Here is a 17,342-nt window from a genome sequence, read left to right on the forward strand (position 1 = left end):
ATCTGCAGCCTGAATTCGTCAACAGCCTACACTCAAGGAGCTGTTTCCAGGAACTTCGCAGTCGGGTTCTTCTCCATCGCTGTACGCATCGCATATTCGTTCTCGAACAGCACCACGTAGTTGCCCTTCTTATCGGTAACCAGCGTAGAGTTGATACGGAATTTGCCGGGGTCCGGTTTATTCTCATCCACGATCCAGCGTGCGAACTGATATGACATCCGCTGCAGCTGAACATCCACGCCATATTCACCCTTCATCCGGTACTCGAACACCTCAAACTGCAGCTGTCCGACTACTCCGAGCAGAATATCGTCAAAGTTGACCGTACGGAACACCTGAATCATGCCCTCTTCCGTCAGCTGATCAATACCCTTCTGGAACTGCTTCGATTTCAGCGCGTTTTTGATGCTTACTTTGGAGAAAATCTCCGGTGAGAACGTCGGCAGCTCATCGAACTCCATATCCCCGGCTTGACTGAGCGTATCGCCGATCCGGAAAATACCCGGATCAAACAGCCCGATAATATCGCCCGGATACGCCTCTTCGACGATATCGCGGTCTTGGGCCAGGAACTGCTGCGGCTGGGACAGCTTGATGTCTTTGCCTGCACGGACATGTTTTACGCTCATGCCGCGCTCGAACTTGCCGGACACGATCCGCAGGAAAGCAATCCGGTCGCGGTGGGCCGGGTTCATGTTCGCCTGGATTTTGAATACATAGCCGGTAAATTTCTCATTGGTCGGCTCAATGGAGCCAACTGTACTGCGGCGCGGCTCCGGCTTCGGTGCAAGATCCAGGAAGTTGTCCAGGAATGTCTGCACCCCGAAATTGTTGATTGCACTGCCGAAGAATACCGGAGTAAGCTCTCCGCGAAGTACCTTCTCATAGTCAAAAGGATCGCCCGCAACGTCCAGCAGCTCCAGCTCCTGGCACAGCTGATCATGCAGGTACTCACCGGCCATCTCACGGATGATCGGGTCACGGTAGCTTTCCACCTTTTGCACTTTAATTACGGAATGGTCATCACCCTGGAACAGCTCCACCTGATTCTTCATCCGGTCGTACACACCGCACAGTTCACGTCCGCTGCCGATTGGCCAGTTCATTGGAACAGAACGGATGCCCAGCACATTCTCAAGCTCTTCCATCAGATCAAACGGACTTTGCCCTTCACGGTCCAGCTTGTTGATGAACGTAAAGATCGGAATGCCGCGTTTGGCGCAGACCTGGAACAGCTTGATGGTCTGTGTTTCTACGCCCTTCGCCACGTCGATCAGCATCACCGCGCTATCCGCAGCCGTTAACGTACGGTAGGTGTCCTCACTGAAATCCTGGTGACCCGGGGTATCCAGAATGTTTACCCGATGGTCTAAATAGTCGAACTGCATCACAGAGGAAGTAACGGAAATCCCGCGCTGTTTCTCTATTTCCATCCAGTCACTTGTTGCATGCTTGCTTGCCTTGCGGGCTTTAACCGTTCCCGCTAATCGGATGGCTCCGCCGAATAGCAGCAGCTTCTCCGTAAGTGTTGTTTTACCCGCATCCGGGTGGGAAATGATCGCAAAGGTTCTGCGTTTGTCCACTTCCTGTTGCAGCTTCTGATCCGGTGCCTTATTCATTGCACATATCCCTTCATATATAAATTCATGCTTCTGCTTATATCACACGGGTTGTTCATCAAATCGGCGCTCTGCTCATGAGTACAAATCCCTTCATTGGTGAATTCATTGTTATCCCATAATAGTCTCCAGTTCCGCTTCTAGTGAAAGCATCCTTTAAAGTATATCAAAATCCGGCAAACTTTATCTACAAAAAAGCGGCTTATACCAAATATCTTGTAAGAAAAACAGCGATTGCAGCCTATTCTGTACAGCCCTCGGCCCATATGAGGCTATTTTGCGTGAATTTCACCAAGTGGAAACGGCTTTGCCGTCCTTTTTAAGGACGGTATCGTTTCAGCGAGAAATAGAAGGATAAGTTATCGTGTGAAACATATAAATTCTTATATTTGGGCAAACCCGTCCCCACGCTAACGGGGGTATCGCAAAAAAGCTCTCCCTGCAGCCTCTGCAGGGGGAGCTTCAATCTTGCAGCTTATTCAGGTCTTAGCTGTTAACCCGCCAGACCACATTGTCTTCTTCCTGTCCGTTTACCGGCCACCAATGGAAACCTTCCTGAGCCAGCAATTGATCGGCTTCCACCGGACCCCACGAACCTGCAGGGTACGAAGCCAGATCAGCCGCTTCTTCCTTCCACGCTTTGGCGATACGGTCCACGAATGACCATGCCGACGAAACCTCATCCCAACGGGTGAAATAGGTCGAATCTCCACGCGCCGCATCATGCAGCAGACGCTCATAAGCTTCCGGCGAGTTGATCCCAACCATGCAGCTTTGGCAGAAATCCATAGCCAGCGGCTGAATTTCCGATTCCGAGCCCGGTTTCTTGGCATTAATCTTCACATAGATGCCTTCCATCGGATTCACGCGGATAACGAGCAGGTTAGGCTCGAGGTTATGCTTTTGACCCAGATAGACATTGGTTGGCATACCCTTGAACTCTACAACCACTTCCGTCGTCTTCACCGGGAGACGTTTACCCGTACGGATATAGAAAGGAACGCCTGCCCAGCGGAAATTGTCCACAAATACACGCGCCGCGAAATACGTCTCGGTATTGGATTCAGGGTCCACTTTGTCTTCCTGGCGGTAAGCCGGAAGGGTCTTGCCTTTATACAGGCCCTGGGTATATTGGCCGCGTACTACGTTCTCGCGCACTTCTTCAGAGGAAGCATACGGACGCAGCGAACGAAGCACCTTGACCTTCTCATCACGGATATCTTCAGCCAGCAAACGGCTTGGCGGTTCCATAGCGATCATCGTCAGCAGCTGCAAAATATGGTTCTGGCCCATGTCGCGCAGCGCTCCCGCATGATCGTAATATCCGCCGCGCTCTTCTACCCCAACGGTTTCACCGAGGGTGATCTGAATGTTGGCGATGTGCTTGTTGTTCCAGAGCGGTTCAAAGAAGGCATTCGCAAAACGGATGACTTCGATGTTCTGCACCATTTCCTTGCCCAGGTAGTGGTCAATCCGGTAAATCTCTTCTTCCTTAAACACCTGGCGGATCTGTTCGTTCAGCTGCTCAGCAGACTCCAGGTTGTAACCGAACGGCTTCTCGATCACCAGACGGTTCCAGCCTGAACTTTGCAGCATGCCACCAGCTTTGAGGTTGAACGACACGCTGCCGAACAGCTCAGGAGCAAGGGCGAGATAGAACAGACGGTTGCCCGGAATGCGGAATTTCTCTTCGATTGCCTCCGTTTGCGCGTTGAGCTCGCGGAAGCCGTCGATATTATTGATGTCCAAAGACTTGTATTCAAAATGCTGCACAAACTCATTCCATTCTGCAGCATCTCCCGCCTGGTAGCGGCAGAATTCGCGAATGGACTCTTTCACATCTTCCCGGAATTCCTCCTGGGTGCGGGGACGCCGAGCCACGCCAATTACCGCAAAATCATGTGTCAGCTTACCTTCACGGTACAAACTGTAAATCGCCGGAAAAAGCTTACGCCGGGCTAGATCTCCGGTTGCCCCAAAGATAAAAAATACAGCGCCGGGTGTATGCAGTGCATCAAGGGTTTGATTTTCAGCCATGGCTCCTCATCTCTCTGTATGTAATATAGTTGACAATCATTCTCAACGTCCGTCAAATTATAAAAAACGCATGACGGCGTGATGTCATTTTATCATATTCGCAGAAAGGATGCTATCACATTCCTGACAGTTTTTCTCGGGATTTCGTAATTTTCCATTAATCTTTCTTATTCGTTTACATACTCCAGCTTATATAACAATTAATGTCTATTACCTTCGGATTTCATTGAATCCGCCCTCAATATTCAATCGTGATCAGCGGCAGCCCGATCGTTACCCGGTTGCTATTGTTGTTGCCGTTCTTATGAACAGCTGTCTGCATAGCGACAGCATGCTTCCCGCTGCTCACATAACGCGCCAAGCCCGGGACACTGTAAGAGCGGCTGTACGTGGTTTCGTCTTCATACTCTTCCACCGCCTGCATGCCGGAGACCGCGGCAGCGATGGCCTGTTCTGTATGAACAAGCGCTTCGCGCGGGGTTCCTTGTGTGGACGCCACGCCCTGAAGGGAAACATTCCACTCTGGCTCGATGCCGGCAGCCTGCATCTGCACACCCGCTTCTTGCGCCGCTGCCTGAAATGCCGTTGCCTTGAGCAAATCAGCCGTTTCAAGGGTTACGATCACGTAGCTGCTGCTCTGGTCAATCCCGCTCCAGAACATGGAGATTTTCCCTGATGGGTTAAAGGAAGCGGCAGCACGGAAGGTTGTGTGTCCATCCTCTTCACTGTGCTCCGGCGTTCCAAGTCCAAGACGTTCAGCCAGGCCGGCAGCGGCTTCCGCAGATTCCGCAGCGTTACCACTGTATTCCCCCTGCCATTTCAGCACAAGCCGCAGCGGGGATCCCGGTTCAGTGGATTTCCGTCCGGCTGTAACCAGCAGCTCCAGACCTTGCTCCAGTCCAGCCCCTTCGGAAATGATAACATCAGCCGCAGCCGATGCCGTCACAGTCTCTCCGCCTGCCCCATTGCGGAACCCCGCCAGTAATAGTGCCGCAATACACATGCATAGCAGCGCTAATGTGACCTTCCCTCTTCCTCTGTTCCGCAGCTTCATCTCCGCATCTCCCTCTCGAACCAATCTAGTAATCTACTAGAAAGGATGTCCAGGTTCAAGAGGATATATACTTCCTGAGGCTGTTATTCAGCCAGACCGTTCTTGTAAGCATATATAGCTGCCTGGGTCCGGTCTTCCACACCTAGCTTGGCGAGAATGTTCGTTACGTGAAATTTCACAGTTTTGATCCCGATAATCAGCTGGTCGGCAATATCCTGATTGGATTTGCCCTGGGCCAGCAGCTTCAGCACTTCCATTTCGCGCTCGGTAAGCTCCTTATAGGCAGGTGATTCGCCCTTGGCGTTATTACGGAAACGGTTCATCATTTTGGAGGCTACCTGCGACTCCAGCACCGATTGGCCTCTTGCCGCTGCACGGATGGCATCCGCCACTTCACTGGCCCGCGAGGTTTTCAGCAAATAGCTGAAGGCTCCGGCTTCAATGACCGGGTACATTTTTTCGTCATCCAAATAGCTGGTAAGTACGATTACCTTACAATCCGGATAAAGCTTCAGGAGCTGTCTCGTTGTTTCGATACCGTCCATGCCGTCCATCACAAGATCCATCAGCACCACATCCGGATTATATTCCTGGGCCAGCCGGATACCTTCTTCTCCGCTCCCGGCTTCGCCCACAACTTCAATTCCGTCCTCGGTGCCAAGCACCGCAGCAAGTCCGATCCGGACCATTTCATGATCGTCCACGAGCAGTACTTTGATCGCTTCCGCTTCCTCCATCTCCATGGTTTGCCCTTGCCCCCTTATTCATTAACTAGTGGTACAGTAATTTCAATGCGCATCCCTTTGCCGGGTGCGGTGATAAATTGAATGGAACCTCCGGTTTCATTGATCCGCTCCTGCATATTGGAGAGTCCGTAGGAAGTCTGCTTACTCTCATCCATCTCGAAGCCAATCCCGTCATCCCGCAGTGTGAGCCGCACGGTATCTCCCCGGCGGTGCAGCCGGATTTCCATCTTATCCGCTTTGGCGTGGCGCAGTGTATTGGAAATGGCCTCCTGCACAATGCGGAACAAATGATTCTCGATCCCTTTAAGCAGATGAACATCCGGGTCCATCTCAAACACAATCTCCATAGGAACCTTAATCTCCAGTTCCTTAATCAACTCCTGCAGCCCCTGCTCCAGACCTTTGCCCTCCAAGTACACCGGACGCAGGTGCAGCAGCAGTGCCCGCATCTCCGACTGGGCTACGGCGGACATCTCCTCGATAAGCGCAATCTGCCGCTGTGCCTTGTCAAAGTCCTTCTCCAGCGTTCTGCCTACAGCCGTCGCCGTCATGGAGATCGCGAACAGCTGCTGCGATACAGCATCATGCAGCTCACGCGCCAGCCGCTGCCTTTCCTCCATAATCGCCGATACGCGCGCCTGTTCGGCAAGCTTGGCGTTATTGGTGGACAGCCGCTGCAGTGTGTTCACCTGGTTCTCCCACTTGCCGCTGATCCGGCCAAGCTGCAAGCCGAGCCTGCCCAGTTCATCCGTACCCAGTTCCGGCATGGCCGGGGTAAGATTTCCTTTCTCCCAGGCTACGAGTGTTGCCCGCAGCCGCTCCAGCTTGCGCTTGATACGGAAGCTCTGGTAGAAACCGAAGCCAATCCCGAAAACCATCGGCAGCAGAATTAGCGTCACCGCCGTTCTTACTCCGATCTTCCAGTTTTCAAAGGGCTGCAAATATCCGTATGTATACATAATGTACAGGATAACCAGCAGCATGACAAAGGAGAACAGAGCCCCCTCGCCCATGCTGCGCGTTACCATACTCCTATTCTTTTCCTCCACGCCGGGAGCACTCCCTTCTTAGCTAACGCCATCCCTTTTAGGACTTGCTTATATCCAGGTCACCCATTAAATAAGATACATTAATCTTCACCTTATTCTCGCTGATGTCATAATTGGCCGATTTCCAATTGAGCCGGTTCAGCATTCCGGTATCCCGATGGCTGCCGAATTCGATCGAGCCGAACAGCACAAAGGCTTCAATCTCCACTCCGTAGTCTTCCGACAAATGAACATCCATATCGCCAAAAATGCCCTGAAACAGCATGATGGTCTCTTTATCCTCCGCCATGGCCAGCGAAAGATCCACATCGGCTTCACCCATCACATGCCATGCACTCAGACTGCGCATCACCCATGGGGAGAGGTCCCAGTCAAACCGGGAAGAGAAGCTTTGCTTCTGCATGAACCCGCCGCGTTTCTGCATTCTTTTGGACTTTACAAAAAACATCCCCAGTGAGATCAGACAAATCCCCAATACAAGCAGCAAATGATCCAGCAGCAGCAGTACGGCACCGACTCCAAGCAGAGTATAACCCTGCTTCACCCTGCCCGATGTCGTCCGGTAAATCCCCAGCAGCAGGAACAGGAGCGCGACAATGGAGAAAAAGCCGATCCATCTGCCAAATATCATCAAGCAGCCTATTCCAATAAGTCCGATGGCAATCAAACGGTTTCGTTTATCCATTTCGCACCTCCTTAAAGTTTTGCGGAGCAAAACTAACTTCGTAAGCATAAACCTAAAGTTTTGCGGAGCAAAACTGATTAATGTTGAAGTTTCTCCAATCGATGATTGTATGCATCATGAATTGGAGAAACTTCCACCTATAGCCGCATCCCGCTACAAAAGCCATACCGGTATGGAGAATCCATACCGTATGGCTTTACCTTGTTCAGCATATCATATACGCCTATTGTTTAGGAACTGGCTTATTATTCTTTTTTGTCAAGTGACGGGGATGAAGAAGTTGGGTTCAGCTTGCTCTTAAGTGCAGCGAGCTGCTCATCCACTTTAAGCTGCTTCTCGGCATCCACAGGCTTGCTGTATACACCGGCCGAAGGGCTGTAAGGGGCACGCATAACATCTGCTTCCGCTTCAAGCTGCATGATCTTTTCTTCCATACGGTGGAATCCGAGCGATGCACTGCCGCTTTCGATGGCATGAACACTGCTGATTTGCGACATTTGCTTCTTGGCTTTCGCCATTTGTGCACGGGATACCAGCTCGTTGCGTTTGTTGCGCAGTTTGTAGAACTCATCCTTCATGTCATGCAGCTGCTGTACCAGTTCTTTGGCTTGCACTTCCGCTTGAGCATGAAGATCGCTGTATTCAACCTGCTTCTGGTCGAAATAGATTTTTTCCTCCAGCAGCTTGCGGGTTACTTCTTCCTGGCCATTCTTCAGGGCAAGCTCAGCCTGTGCCGCACGTTGTCCGGACATTTTAGCTGCTTCATCGACGCGCTGCTTCATCCGGCGCTCATTGGCCATTTGCTTCGCTACAGTAACCTCAGCTTCGTGAATTTCTGCCTCCATATCGCGCAGATATTGATTCAGCATTACAATTGGGTCCTCTACCTTATCCAGCAAGTCGTTTACCGACGCCTTTGTCATATCTTTAATCCGTTGAAATACTCCCATGTTTTACACTTCTCCCTTCTCGTATTTAGCAAGTTTTTGTTTAAGCTCTTCGACTTCTTTCTGCAGGGCCTTCTTCTCAATATCCTTCATCATGGCATCCAGACCGGAGTCCGGGGCCGAGTAAGCATTTGCTTTGTCATAACCGGGGTTATAGCCGGGCTGACCATTATTCGGACCATATCCTCCCTGTCCATGAGGACCCTGCGGGCCTTGCGGGCCGCGTCCATATCCAGGTCCTCCGGAGTAAGGGCCGCCATAAGGGCCGCCCGGAGCTCCGGGTCCAGGGCCAAAAGGATTATACTGCGTTGGCTCCTTGGGAATGACAAGCGCTGCAACAAGGTACACCAGAATCGTTGCGCCCCCGGTAAAGGGGATGCTGACCAAGAGCAATATCCGGAACAGGGTGGAGTCAATACCGAGAGTCTCGGACACTCCTCCTGCAAGCCCTGTCATTACCTTGTCACGGGTTGAACGGTACAATCGGCTCATAGTACTACTCCTTTCCGTCATTGTTAAGCTTCTCCTTCAGACGGGCCATTTCTCTTTCCAGTACAGTTGCTACGGTTTCTCCAGCCTGCACTGCGTATTCCTGCCCCATCCGGCGCAAATCGCGCAGACTTTTCGCTTCCAGCTCCCAGTCGTTCATCCGGTCTTCCAACCGTCCGAACATCTTGGGAACATCACCGCCGTTGCCGTAGGTTCCGGCTCTTTGGTTCATCCGCTGCTGAAGCCTCAGCGACTCCATCCGTGCTGCATAATACTGGCGTTTGTTATATACGGTCTGATATTCGACTTTCAGTTCATTAAGCTGGCTTTCCAGCTCATACAGCGATACTTGGCTCTGTTCCAGCAGCCCGCTGTACTGCTCCAGCTTTTCCTCGTGAATGATCTTTTCCTGCAATGCCAGCTTGGCGAGATGATCCTCTCCTGCCTTAAGTGCCAGCAGCGCCTGTTCTTCACGCTTATTCTTCATGGCCGTTGCCTGGTTGACTTGCTGCTGCAATTGCTTCGTGTGGGAAGCGTATTGCTGATAGAGTCTTTCAGCTTCACTGATTTCTTCACGGGTTGAATGGAGAAATTGATCAATTAGCTTCACAGGGTCCTGGCTTTGTTCCAGACGTTCATTTAGATTAGCTACGGTGATATCCCTCATGCGGCGAAAAACACTCATGATTTCCTGCTCCCTCCCTGCTTCTTAGTAAGTAAACTTCTAAAAACTTAGTATGTTCTGTTTTGTTTGCCCTTCAGTACTGAGATTCCCCAAACCACAAGCGCGATACCGAGCAGGGGTCCGATGATCCAGGAAAGCTTGGCAATCAGCGACATGACACCGATGAACATTACGATCCAGCCGATAATTTTGCGTCCGCTTTTAATTCCGTAGTATCCGAGAACAACCAGCAATACCGGGAATAGAATTCTGAAGACTCCATGAATCAGAGGAAGCGCAATACCCATCAGCATTATTGCTCCGAGCACGATCAGCACAACCGCAAGTCCGTTACCTTTTCTATTTTGCATTTTCTCACCGCCTTTCGTTGACCTCAACCTTATAACCTTATTCTAGGGTAAACCGCAGACTTTCAAAACAGACCGTGGACGGTTTTATAAACTGGACCTTAGTCGGGGCAGGGGTAGGACTGCAGGCTGCCGAGAGCGGAAACAAGCCTAACTCTCTGCCGGGAGAGACTTTAAACATCGCTAGTGTGTATAATTGTTGCAGGTATCCCTTAATATAGCTTCTGCAGCATGCAGAGGAACAAAGGAGCACACACCTTGAAGACATTGTTAATCGTTGAAGATGACCGGAGTCTCAATAAAGGCATCGCCCTGACCCTTTCCCAGAATGATCTATCTATACAGCAGGCTTACGACATAGCCTCAGCGGAGCTGCTTCTCTCTTCCCTTAAGATTGATCTTATTATTCTGGATATCAATCTTCCCGACGGAAGCGGGCTGGATTACTGTGAGAAGATCCGAAGAACCTCGCAGGTGCCGATTATCTTTTTGACCGCGAACGACATGGAGCCTGATATCGTTACGGGGTTTGAGCTGGGAGGCGATGATTATATTACGAAACCGTTCAGTCTGATGGTCTTAAGGGCAAGAGTCATGGCCGTCCTCAAAAGATCTGCCCCGCACAGCGAGGACAAAGTAACGATAGGACCCTTAACCTTCGATTTTGAAAAGCTGGAGTTTTATAAGAACCAAGAGCAACTGATCCTTAGCAAAACCGAGCTGAAGTTGCTGAAAATATTTGTCACGAACCCCGGCATTATTTTAAATAGAGAACAGTTAATCGACAAGATCTGGTCGCAGGAGGCTGAGTTTGTGGATGAGAACGCGCTGACAGTAGCTGTCAAACGGCTGCGGGCCAAGATCGAGGACGAGCCTTCAGCTCCACAATACATAAAAACAGTCTACGGTTTGGGATATCTATGGGCGGAAAGGCCAAACCCGTGAGCAGCAGCAGACAGATCCACTACTCCAAACGCATTAGCCTTTTATTTTCGGCAATCTTCATTCTCCTGGTATTCGGCTATGCGGGAGTGGTCCTTTTTCTGCAAGGGGATCATCCGGCTCTCCCGGAACTCACTGCACTTTTTGTCTCTTTAATGCTCGTCATGGGTGCTGCCTGGAACTGGTCCTTGCGGCGGCAAGTTACATCCTTCGTGGATACGTTGGATGAAATGGTGGACCGGGCGATCTACGGACGGGAGAAAATGACCGATTTTGAAGAAACCCTCCTCTCTTCCATGGAACATAAATTGTTGCGTTACATTGAGATCTCCAAAGCGAATGAACAGAACCTGGAAACGGAAAAGAACAGAATCAAAGAGCTGATCTCGGATATTTCACATCAGACCAAAACACCTCTTTCCAATATCATGATCTATAGCCAGCTGCTTGCCGAAGTCCCGGAGCTGGATGGAGAATCCCGGCAACTGGTGAGCCATATTCAGTCGCAATCAGAAAAGCTCGAATGGCTGATTACCTCCCTGGTCAAGATGTCCCGGCTGGAAACGGGGATGATCACCCTGCACAGCACGGTCAATCCGGTGATTCAGACGATAACCCGGGCCGTATCCCATATCTATACCCGTGCGGAAAGTAAACAGATCGATATTCATATCGAATGCAATCACCTTACAAAAGCCCGTCATGATCCGCAATGGACCAGCGAGGCCTTATTCAATCTTCTGGAAAATTCGGTAAAGTATACAGAGGCAGGCGGTAAAATTTCCATCGTGACTGAAAGCAATGAAATGTTTACCCGGGTAGATGTTTCAGACACAGGCATGGGGATTCCCCAGGATGAGCTTAAGCACATCTTCAAACGATTCTACCGGGGACACAGCGCCAGGGAGTATGAAGGCATTGGAATCGGGCTTTATTTGACGCGGAAGATTATCAGCATGCAGGGAGGTTTTATTACAGCGGTATCCGAGCCAGGCAGAGGAACAAAGATCTCTATGTTTCTACCCCAAATCTAAATGTGTCATTATCATCAGATTTCAGACACTGTCCAGTTAGAATTGTCTGATATCTTAAGAGCATCAAAGATTATGGAGGATGAATCACCATGCCTATATTAAGAATAGAACACCTCAAGAAATATTATGGCAAAGATCCGCAGACGACGGTTAAAGCGCTGGACGATGTCTCTCTGTCTGTAGAAAAAGGCGAGTTTCTGGCCATTGTCGGCACCAGCGGCAGCGGAAAAAGCACCCTGCTTCATATGCTCGGCGGCCTGGACCGGGCCACTGAAGGCAAGGTGATTGTGGATGGGAACGATATCTTTGCGATGAGTGATGAGAAATTAACGATTTTTAGACGCAGATCGGTTGGTTTCATCTTTCAGAGCTATAATCTGGTACCGATTCTGAATGTGCTCGAAAATATATTGCTTCCTATAGAACTCGACGGCGGCAGAATTGATCAGAAATATCTGGATGAAGTGATCCAGGCTCTGGGACTTCAGGAGAAAATCCACAATCTGCCGTCAAATCTTTCCGGCGGGCAACAGCAGCGTGTTGCGATTGCCAGAGCGCTGGCAACTAAACCTTCCATTATTCTGGCTGACGAACCTACAGGGAATCTGGACAGCAAAACCAGTCAGGAGGTTCTTATTCTGCTGAAGCAGCTGAGCGAGAAATTCAATCAGACCATTGTCATGATTACTCATAACGAGTCCATCGCCCAGACTGCCGACCGCATTATTAGAATTGAAGACGGACGCATTGTTTCCGGCAACGAGACGATATCCACCGGGGTTAAGACGTTATGATCACAACCAACAACCGCAAAATTGTAAACCGTCTCGCTCTAAAAAGCCTGAAAGCCAATCCAATGCGTAATCTGGCTGTAATCAGTGCGGTCATCCTGACTACACTGCTCATTACCTCCATCTTCACCATGGTCTTGAGCATCAACAAATCGATGGAATTAGCCCAGATGAAAACGGTTGGCTCTGACTTCCACGGAGGCTTCAAATATCTGGCGCCGGCACAGGTCGAAGCGCTGAAGAAACATCCCTCCATCCGGGAATACGGGGTTACAGTTAATGCAGGAGATTTAACAAATGATGTGTTCAAGGATAGTCGTGTAGAGGTTTTACAGATGGATGAGAACAGCGCAAAGCACGGTTTTATAAAATTCATTGAAGGCGGGTTACCTGCCGCAGAGAACGAGGTTGTGCTGAACACCTGGGTGATGGATAAGCTTGGCATCAGGCATGCGCTGGGCCAGCGGGTTGCTCTGGATATAGATATCGGGGAGCGCGTGATTCAGCAGGATTTTATTGTTTCGGGGTACTATTACGCGGACAGAAACCTGGCCATGTCGGGGCTGGCTTTGGTATCGGAGGCTTTTGTAAACAAGAACCTGTCCACTATCGATCGGGAGAAGTCCATAGCCAGCGGTTCTTATGTGAATACCGCCGGGCTAAGTGTGATGTTCAGCAATGCCGTCGATATCGAAAAAAAGCTCAATAAGGTACTCAAGGACACAGGTGTAGATGCCCCGATCGGGATAAACTGGGGGTACACAACTTCCTCCCTTTCGGATAATATCATCAAATTTGTTCCCTATATGGGAGTCATACTCATTATCATGCTCAGCGGATATTTGCTGATTTATAATATCTTCTACATATCGGTAGTGCGGGATGTCAAATTTTACGGCCTGCTGAAGGCAATCGGAACCACGCCGCGACAACTGAGGAGAATTATTATTAGTCAGGCGCAGCTGCTGTACATTGTAGGACTGCCGTTTGGCCTGGCTTCCGGTTATGGTATTGGCCGGTGGTTGACCCCAATGCTTAGTAACATCTCTCCTGAAACTATGGAAGCCTCCTATTCAGCCAGCCCGTGGATATTTATTGGGGCTGCCGTGTTCTCCTATCTGACGCTTTGGATCGCTGCCAGCAAGCCGGGCCGGATGGCCGCACGGATCTCCCCGGTGGAAGCGGTCAGATTTGCAGGCGTGAGCGTGAAACGGCGGATGAAGAAACGCTCAACACGCGGGGCAAAACTTTACAGTATGGCCTTCTCCAATCTGTTCCGCAATAAAAAGAAGCTGTTTCTTATGCTGACCTCGCTTTCCTTAAGCATGGTCTTGTTCAGTGTTATCTTTACCGTGATCTCATCGCTGGATGTCAATAAGTATCTGGAGACTTATATCGCCGGTGACTTTGTAATCCGCAATAACGCTATCTTGTATACCGAAGGCGAACAGGCCGGAGATCCTTACAAACTTTCGGCTGCGTTCAAAAGTACTCTGGATAAGATTGACGGAGTCGAACAGGTAGACAACGTATATTATAAATTCGAAAAATACACTTTGGATGACACGATACGCGCTGCACTGAAACCTCAAGCAGAGACGCCTCAACCTGAACCGAGCCTTGCACAGACTCTTAAGAATAATTTCATTATGCTTGATCTGTACGGCATTGATGACGGCTGGTATGATCTGGTGCAAAAGGATGTTATTGAAGGAACCTTCGATAAACAGAAGTTCGCTTCCGGTAACTATGTGCTGGTGACAGAGGCTATGATGTATGGGGAAGATGCTTATGAAACTTATTATCATCCCGGTGACTCTATCAAATATGAGGGTCTGGGAAAGAGTTATGAAGTCATGGCCGTTTTAAAGCTCGATGCCCTTTATGCAGCAACTACTCAATCATATCCAATCTATGGGTACAACACCTTCCTTCCCGCCTCAGAATTAACCAAGGAGCTGCCGGCGGGAAGCAATCCGCCTATGGGATTGTCAGCAACCATTCACGCCGATCCGGCCAAGCTGAGCAGTGTTGAACAGGAGGTTAAGTCCATTGTAGCTTCAAGTGATGAGCTGGTCTTCAAATCAAGAGAAGATTACAAGGAGGAGCTTGGCTCGTTTATCCGCATTTTCCAGACGGTCGGCTACGGTCTCAGCTTTGTCATTGCGCTCATAGGCGTCCTCAATTATATCAATACCGTCATTACCGGGGTTATTACCCGCAGAAATGAATTCGCCTTACTGGAGAGCATCGGCATGACCAAGCGGCAGTTGAAAAAGGTTCTGGTCTATGAGGGAATGTACAATGTCCTGTTGACCGTGGCGATCACCTCCAGCTTAGGCCTATTTCTGACTTACATCATTTCCAAAAACATAGCGGATAATATAGCCTTTACAGTCTACCACTTCAGCTGGCTGCCGTTTGTTCTGGTCATTCCGGTCCTGGCCGCTATTGCGTACACTGTAACGCTAAGCTCCTACAGCCTGCTGACCAAGGCGACGGTTGTTGAAAGATTGCGGCAAGCAGAATAACCCCTAACGATGAAGCAGATCCGGGCAGCCGGGTCTGCTTTTTAAGGTCCGTCCCTTTATCCAATTGCAAAAGAGACTACATTCCTCCATATTCATTCTGCATTCCTCCATACGTTTGACTGCGAAACAGACTTATAATGAGGCTGTCTCATTACTTCAGCATCCACCTTAGGAGGTTATTTCCTTGTCCATTCACTATGATGCGAAGCTGCAAATCTTCCATCTGCAAACTGAAAATACCAGTTATGTATTCGGCCTGGCCCGCGGTACGTATCCCCTACATCTGCATTGGGGCAAAAAAATCCGCAGCTCTGCCGTTTCCGATTTATTCGATCCCGGAGCTATGGGCTTCAGCAGCACCGTTGATCCGGCAGAACCTTCACTTTCCCTGGATACACTCCCCCACGAATATCCGGGATATGGTTCGGGCGATTTCAGGGAGCCCGCTTACGTAGCTGAGCTGGCCAACGGCACAACGGTCACGGAACTGGCTTACGTGTCCCACAGCATCCTCAAGGGGAAACCGGCGCTGGAAGGCCTACCTGCTGTATACGCCGAGTCTGACGAGGAAGCCGAAACGCTGCAGCTGGTGCTGGAAGATTCACTTGCCGGCCTCAGGGCCGAACTGTCTTACACGGTCATGAAGGGTTTCGATACCATTATCCGCTCGGCCCGGCTGATCAATACCGGAACCGACCCGCTTAAGCTGAACCGTGCCTTGTCCCTGGCGCTCGATTTCCCGCATGATGAATTCGAGCTGATCCATCTTTCCGGCTCCTGGGCCCGGGAACGCCATTTGGTCCGCGCCCCGCTGCGCAGCGGAAATCAGGGCATCGACAGCAAACGCGGAGCGAGCAGCCATCAGCAGAACCCCTTCCTGGCCCTGCTCTCCCCGAATACCGGGGAAGACAGCGGAGAAGCCTATGGCTTCAGCCTTGTCTACAGCGGCAGCTTCAGTGCCGGGGCCGAGGTGGACCAATACGGGTCCACCCGGGTCACGATGGGCATCAACCCCTTCGGCTTCCGCTGGCTGCTTGAGCCGGGCGAAAGCTTCCAGACGCCGGAAGCTGTACTTGCTTATTCCGATGCGGGGATCGGCGGCATGTCCCGTATTTACCACCGCTTGTACCGTACCCGTCTGGCAAGAGGGCTGTACCGCGATGAACCCCGTCCGGTGCTGATCAACAACTGGGAAGCCACCTATTTCGGCTTCGATGCGGACAAGATCGAAGATATCGCCCGTGCCGGACAAGCGCTTGGCATTGAGCTGTTCGTGCTCGACGACGGCTGGTTCGGCCGCCGGGACGATGATTCCACTTCCCTGGGAGACTGGTTCGTGGATAAACGCAAGCTGCCGCAGGGCCTGTCCGATCTGGCGGAACGGGTGAACCGGCTTGGCATGCAGTTCGGCCTCTGGTTCGAGCCGGAGATGGTCTCCCCCGACAGTGAGCTGTACCGTGCCCACCCGGATTGGTGCCTGCATGTGCCAGACCGCAGACGCAGTCAAAGCCGCAATCAATTGATCCTCGACCTGTCCCGGCCGGAGGTCTGCGACTACATTATAGATGCCGTTAGCAGCGTATTATCCTCGGCTCCGATCACTTATGTCAAATGGGATATGAACCGCCATATGACGGAGATCGGCTCCGCATCGCTGCCGCCCGGGCGCCAGGGGGAAACTGCCCACCGCTATATGCTGGGGCTGTACCGGGTAATGGAAGAAATCACATCCAGCTTCCCGCATGTGCTGTTCGAGAGCTGCTCCGGCGGCGGCGGCCGGTTCGATCCGGGCATCCTGCACTACATGCCGCAGACCTGGACCAGTGACAATACCGATGCCGTAGAGCGCCTCAAGATCCAGTACGGCACAAGTATTGTCTATCCGGCCAGCGCCATGGGCGCACATATCTCGGCTGTGCCGAACCATCAGGTTCACCGCAGCACCCCGCTCTCCATGCGCGGCGATGTGGCGATGTCCGGCAACTTCGGGTATGAGCTGGACCTGACCCGGTTCACCGAAGAGGAGCAGGCGGAAGCGGCTGCCCAGGTTGCCTTCTACAAAGAAATCCGTTCGCTTGTTCAGCAAGGGGACATGTACCGGCTGCTTTCGCCATTTGAAGGCAATGAAACGGCTTGGATGTTCGTAGCCGAGGACCGGTCCGAGGCATTGGCCGGCTACTTCCGTGTGCTGGCCGGACCAAACACCGCCCGCCCCCGTCTCCGTCTTCAGGGACTTGATCCGGACAAGGATTACATCCTTAAGGAAACCGGCGTTATATACGGCGGAGACCGGCTGATGTATGCCGGCCTGCTGCTTCCCGAGCTGCATGGCGATTTCCAGAGCAAGCTGCTGCATTTTGTTGCAGTTGAAAAGTAAATACATTTT

At 51.1% G+C, this 17,342-nt stretch carries 15 protein-coding genes; 5 read left to right on the forward strand and 10 right to left on the reverse strand.

The genetic code is table 11. The annotated features are described in order from the left end of the window. Nucleotides 1-32: 32 nt before the first annotated feature. The 10 genes from H70357_RS28595 to H70357_RS28640 all read right to left on the reverse strand — a co-directional run bounded on the left by H70357_RS28595 (nt 33) and on the right by H70357_RS28640 (nt 9,661). Nucleotides 33-1,619 carry a peptide chain release factor 3 gene (locus H70357_RS28595; protein ID WP_038596370.1) on the reverse strand — a complete coding sequence of 529 codons (1,587 nt, stop codon included), beginning with the start codon at nt 1,617-1,619 and terminating at the stop codon, nt 33-35. Between the two features lie 486 nt (nt 1,620-2,105). After that, the gene (gene zwf / locus H70357_RS28600; protein WP_038596372.1) at nt 2,106-3,656 is read right to left on the reverse strand and encodes a glucose-6-phosphate dehydrogenase; all 1,551 of its coding nucleotides are present in this window, start codon (nt 3,654-3,656) and stop codon (nt 2,106-2,108) included. A 238-nt stretch (nt 3,657-3,894) separates the two neighbouring features. Then, nucleotides 3,895-4,710, reverse strand: a complete 816-nt coding sequence (locus tag H70357_RS34625; RefSeq protein WP_052092309.1) for a YwmB family TATA-box binding protein — start codon at nt 4,708-4,710, stop codon at nt 3,895-3,897. A gap of 83 nt (nt 4,711-4,793) precedes the next feature. Next, the gene (locus tag H70357_RS28610) at nt 4,794-5,447 is read right to left on the reverse strand and encodes a response regulator (RefSeq protein WP_038600745.1); all 654 of its coding nucleotides are present in this window, start codon (nt 5,445-5,447) and stop codon (nt 4,794-4,796) included. A gap of 23 nt (nt 5,448-5,470) precedes the next feature. Continuing rightward, nucleotides 5,471-6,484, reverse strand: a complete 1,014-nt coding sequence (locus H70357_RS28615; protein WP_379145701.1) for a sensor histidine kinase — start codon at nt 6,482-6,484, stop codon at nt 5,471-5,473. Nucleotides 6,485-6,542: 58 nt separating this feature from the next. Next, nucleotides 6,543-7,190, reverse strand: a complete 648-nt coding sequence (liaF, locus tag H70357_RS28620) for a cell wall-active antibiotics response protein LiaF (RefSeq protein WP_038596375.1) — start codon at nt 7,188-7,190, stop codon at nt 6,543-6,545. A gap of 245 nt (nt 7,191-7,435) precedes the next feature. Beyond that, a complete protein-coding gene (locus H70357_RS28625; RefSeq protein ID WP_038596377.1) occupies nt 7,436-8,140 on the reverse strand; it encodes a PspA/IM30 family protein in 705 nt (234 codons plus the stop codon). 3 nt (nt 8,141-8,143) lie between these two features. Next, nucleotides 8,144-8,629, reverse strand: coding sequence for a PspC domain-containing protein (locus H70357_RS28630; protein WP_038596379.1), 486 nt, complete (start codon nt 8,627-8,629; stop codon nt 8,144-8,146). Between the two features lie 4 nt (nt 8,630-8,633). Next, entirely contained in the window at nt 8,634-9,311 is a 678-nt protein-coding gene (locus H70357_RS28635) for a PspA/IM30 family protein (RefSeq protein ID WP_038596387.1), read from the reverse strand. A 47-nt stretch (nt 9,312-9,358) separates the two neighbouring features. Continuing rightward, entirely contained in the window at nt 9,359-9,661 is a 303-nt protein-coding gene (locus H70357_RS28640; RefSeq protein WP_038596389.1) for a LiaF transmembrane domain-containing protein, read from the reverse strand. A gap of 255 nt (nt 9,662-9,916) precedes the next feature. Here H70357_RS28640 and H70357_RS28645 point away from each other — a divergent pair, with 255 nt between their 5' ends. The 5 genes from H70357_RS28645 to H70357_RS28665 all read left to right on the forward strand — a co-directional run bounded on the left by H70357_RS28645 (nt 9,917) and on the right by H70357_RS28665 (nt 17,333). Further along, nucleotides 9,917-10,603: a response regulator transcription factor gene (locus tag H70357_RS28645; protein ID WP_038596391.1), complete on the forward strand. Its 687-nt coding sequence runs from the start codon at nt 9,917-9,919 to the stop codon at nt 10,601-10,603. Next, complete coding sequence (locus H70357_RS28650) at nt 10,600-11,634, forward strand: sensor histidine kinase (protein ID WP_144024394.1); 1,035 nt, start codon at nt 10,600-10,602, stop codon at nt 11,632-11,634. The genes H70357_RS28645 and H70357_RS28650 overlap by 4 nt, the downstream gene beginning before the upstream one ends. A gap of 89 nt (nt 11,635-11,723) precedes the next feature. Next, nucleotides 11,724-12,428 carry an ABC transporter ATP-binding protein gene (locus H70357_RS28655; RefSeq protein ID WP_038596393.1) on the forward strand — a complete coding sequence of 235 codons (705 nt, stop codon included), beginning with the start codon at nt 11,724-11,726 and terminating at the stop codon, nt 12,426-12,428. Continuing rightward, a complete protein-coding gene (locus H70357_RS28660; RefSeq protein WP_038596395.1) occupies nt 12,425-14,956 on the forward strand; it encodes an FtsX-like permease family protein in 2,532 nt (843 codons plus the stop codon). Before H70357_RS28655 ends, H70357_RS28660 begins: the two co-directional genes overlap by 4 nt. A 184-nt stretch (nt 14,957-15,140) precedes the next feature. Continuing rightward, complete coding sequence (locus H70357_RS28665; RefSeq protein WP_038596397.1) at nt 15,141-17,333, forward strand: alpha-galactosidase; 2,193 nt, start codon at nt 15,141-15,143, stop codon at nt 17,331-17,333. Nucleotides 17,334-17,342: the final 9 nt, after the last annotated feature.

The sequence above is a fragment of the Paenibacillus sp. FSL H7-0357 genome (assembly GCF_000758525.1).
Classification (GTDB): Bacteria; Bacillota; Bacilli; order Paenibacillales; family Paenibacillaceae; genus Paenibacillus_AQ.

Bases quoted from the DNA above. Each gene is read 5' to 3' on its own strand.
- H70357_RS28625 (WP_038596377.1), bottom strand. From the start codon at position 8,140: ATGGGAGTATTTCAACGGATTAAAGATATGACAAAGGCGTCGGTAAAC.
- zwf (WP_038596372.1), bottom strand. From the start codon at position 3,656: ATGGCTGAAAATCAAACCCTTGATGCACTGCATACACCCGGCGCTGTA.
- H70357_RS28615 (WP_379145701.1), bottom strand. From the start codon at position 6,484: ATGGTAACGCGCAGCATGGGCGAGGGGGCTCTGTTCTCCTTTGTCATG.
- H70357_RS28630 (WP_038596379.1), bottom strand. From the start codon at position 8,629: ATGAGCCGATTGTACCGTTCAACCCGTGACAAGGTAATGACAGGGCTT.
- H70357_RS28635 (WP_038596387.1), bottom strand. From the start codon at position 9,311: ATGAGTGTTTTTCGCCGCATGAGGGATATCACCGTAGCTAATCTAAAT.
- H70357_RS28610 (WP_038600745.1), bottom strand. From the start codon at position 5,447: ATGGAGGAAGCGGAAGCGATCAAAGTACTGCTCGTGGACGATCATGAA.
- H70357_RS28640 (WP_038596389.1), bottom strand. From the start codon at position 9,661: ATGCAAAATAGAAAAGGTAACGGACTTGCGGTTGTGCTGATCGTGCTC.
- H70357_RS34625 (WP_052092309.1), bottom strand. From the start codon at position 4,710: ATGAAGCTGCGGAACAGAGGAAGAGGGAAGGTCACATTAGCGCTGCTA.
- H70357_RS28595 (WP_038596370.1), bottom strand. From the start codon at position 1,619: ATGAATAAGGCACCGGATCAGAAGCTGCAACAGGAAGTGGACAAACGC.
- H70357_RS28660 (WP_038596395.1), top strand. From the start codon at position 12,425: ATGATCACAACCAACAACCGCAAAATTGTAAACCGTCTCGCTCTAAAA.
- liaF (WP_038596375.1), bottom strand. From the start codon at position 7,190: ATGGATAAACGAAACCGTTTGATTGCCATCGGACTTATTGGAATAGGC.
- H70357_RS28655 (WP_038596393.1), top strand. From the start codon at position 11,724: ATGCCTATATTAAGAATAGAACACCTCAAGAAATATTATGGCAAAGAT.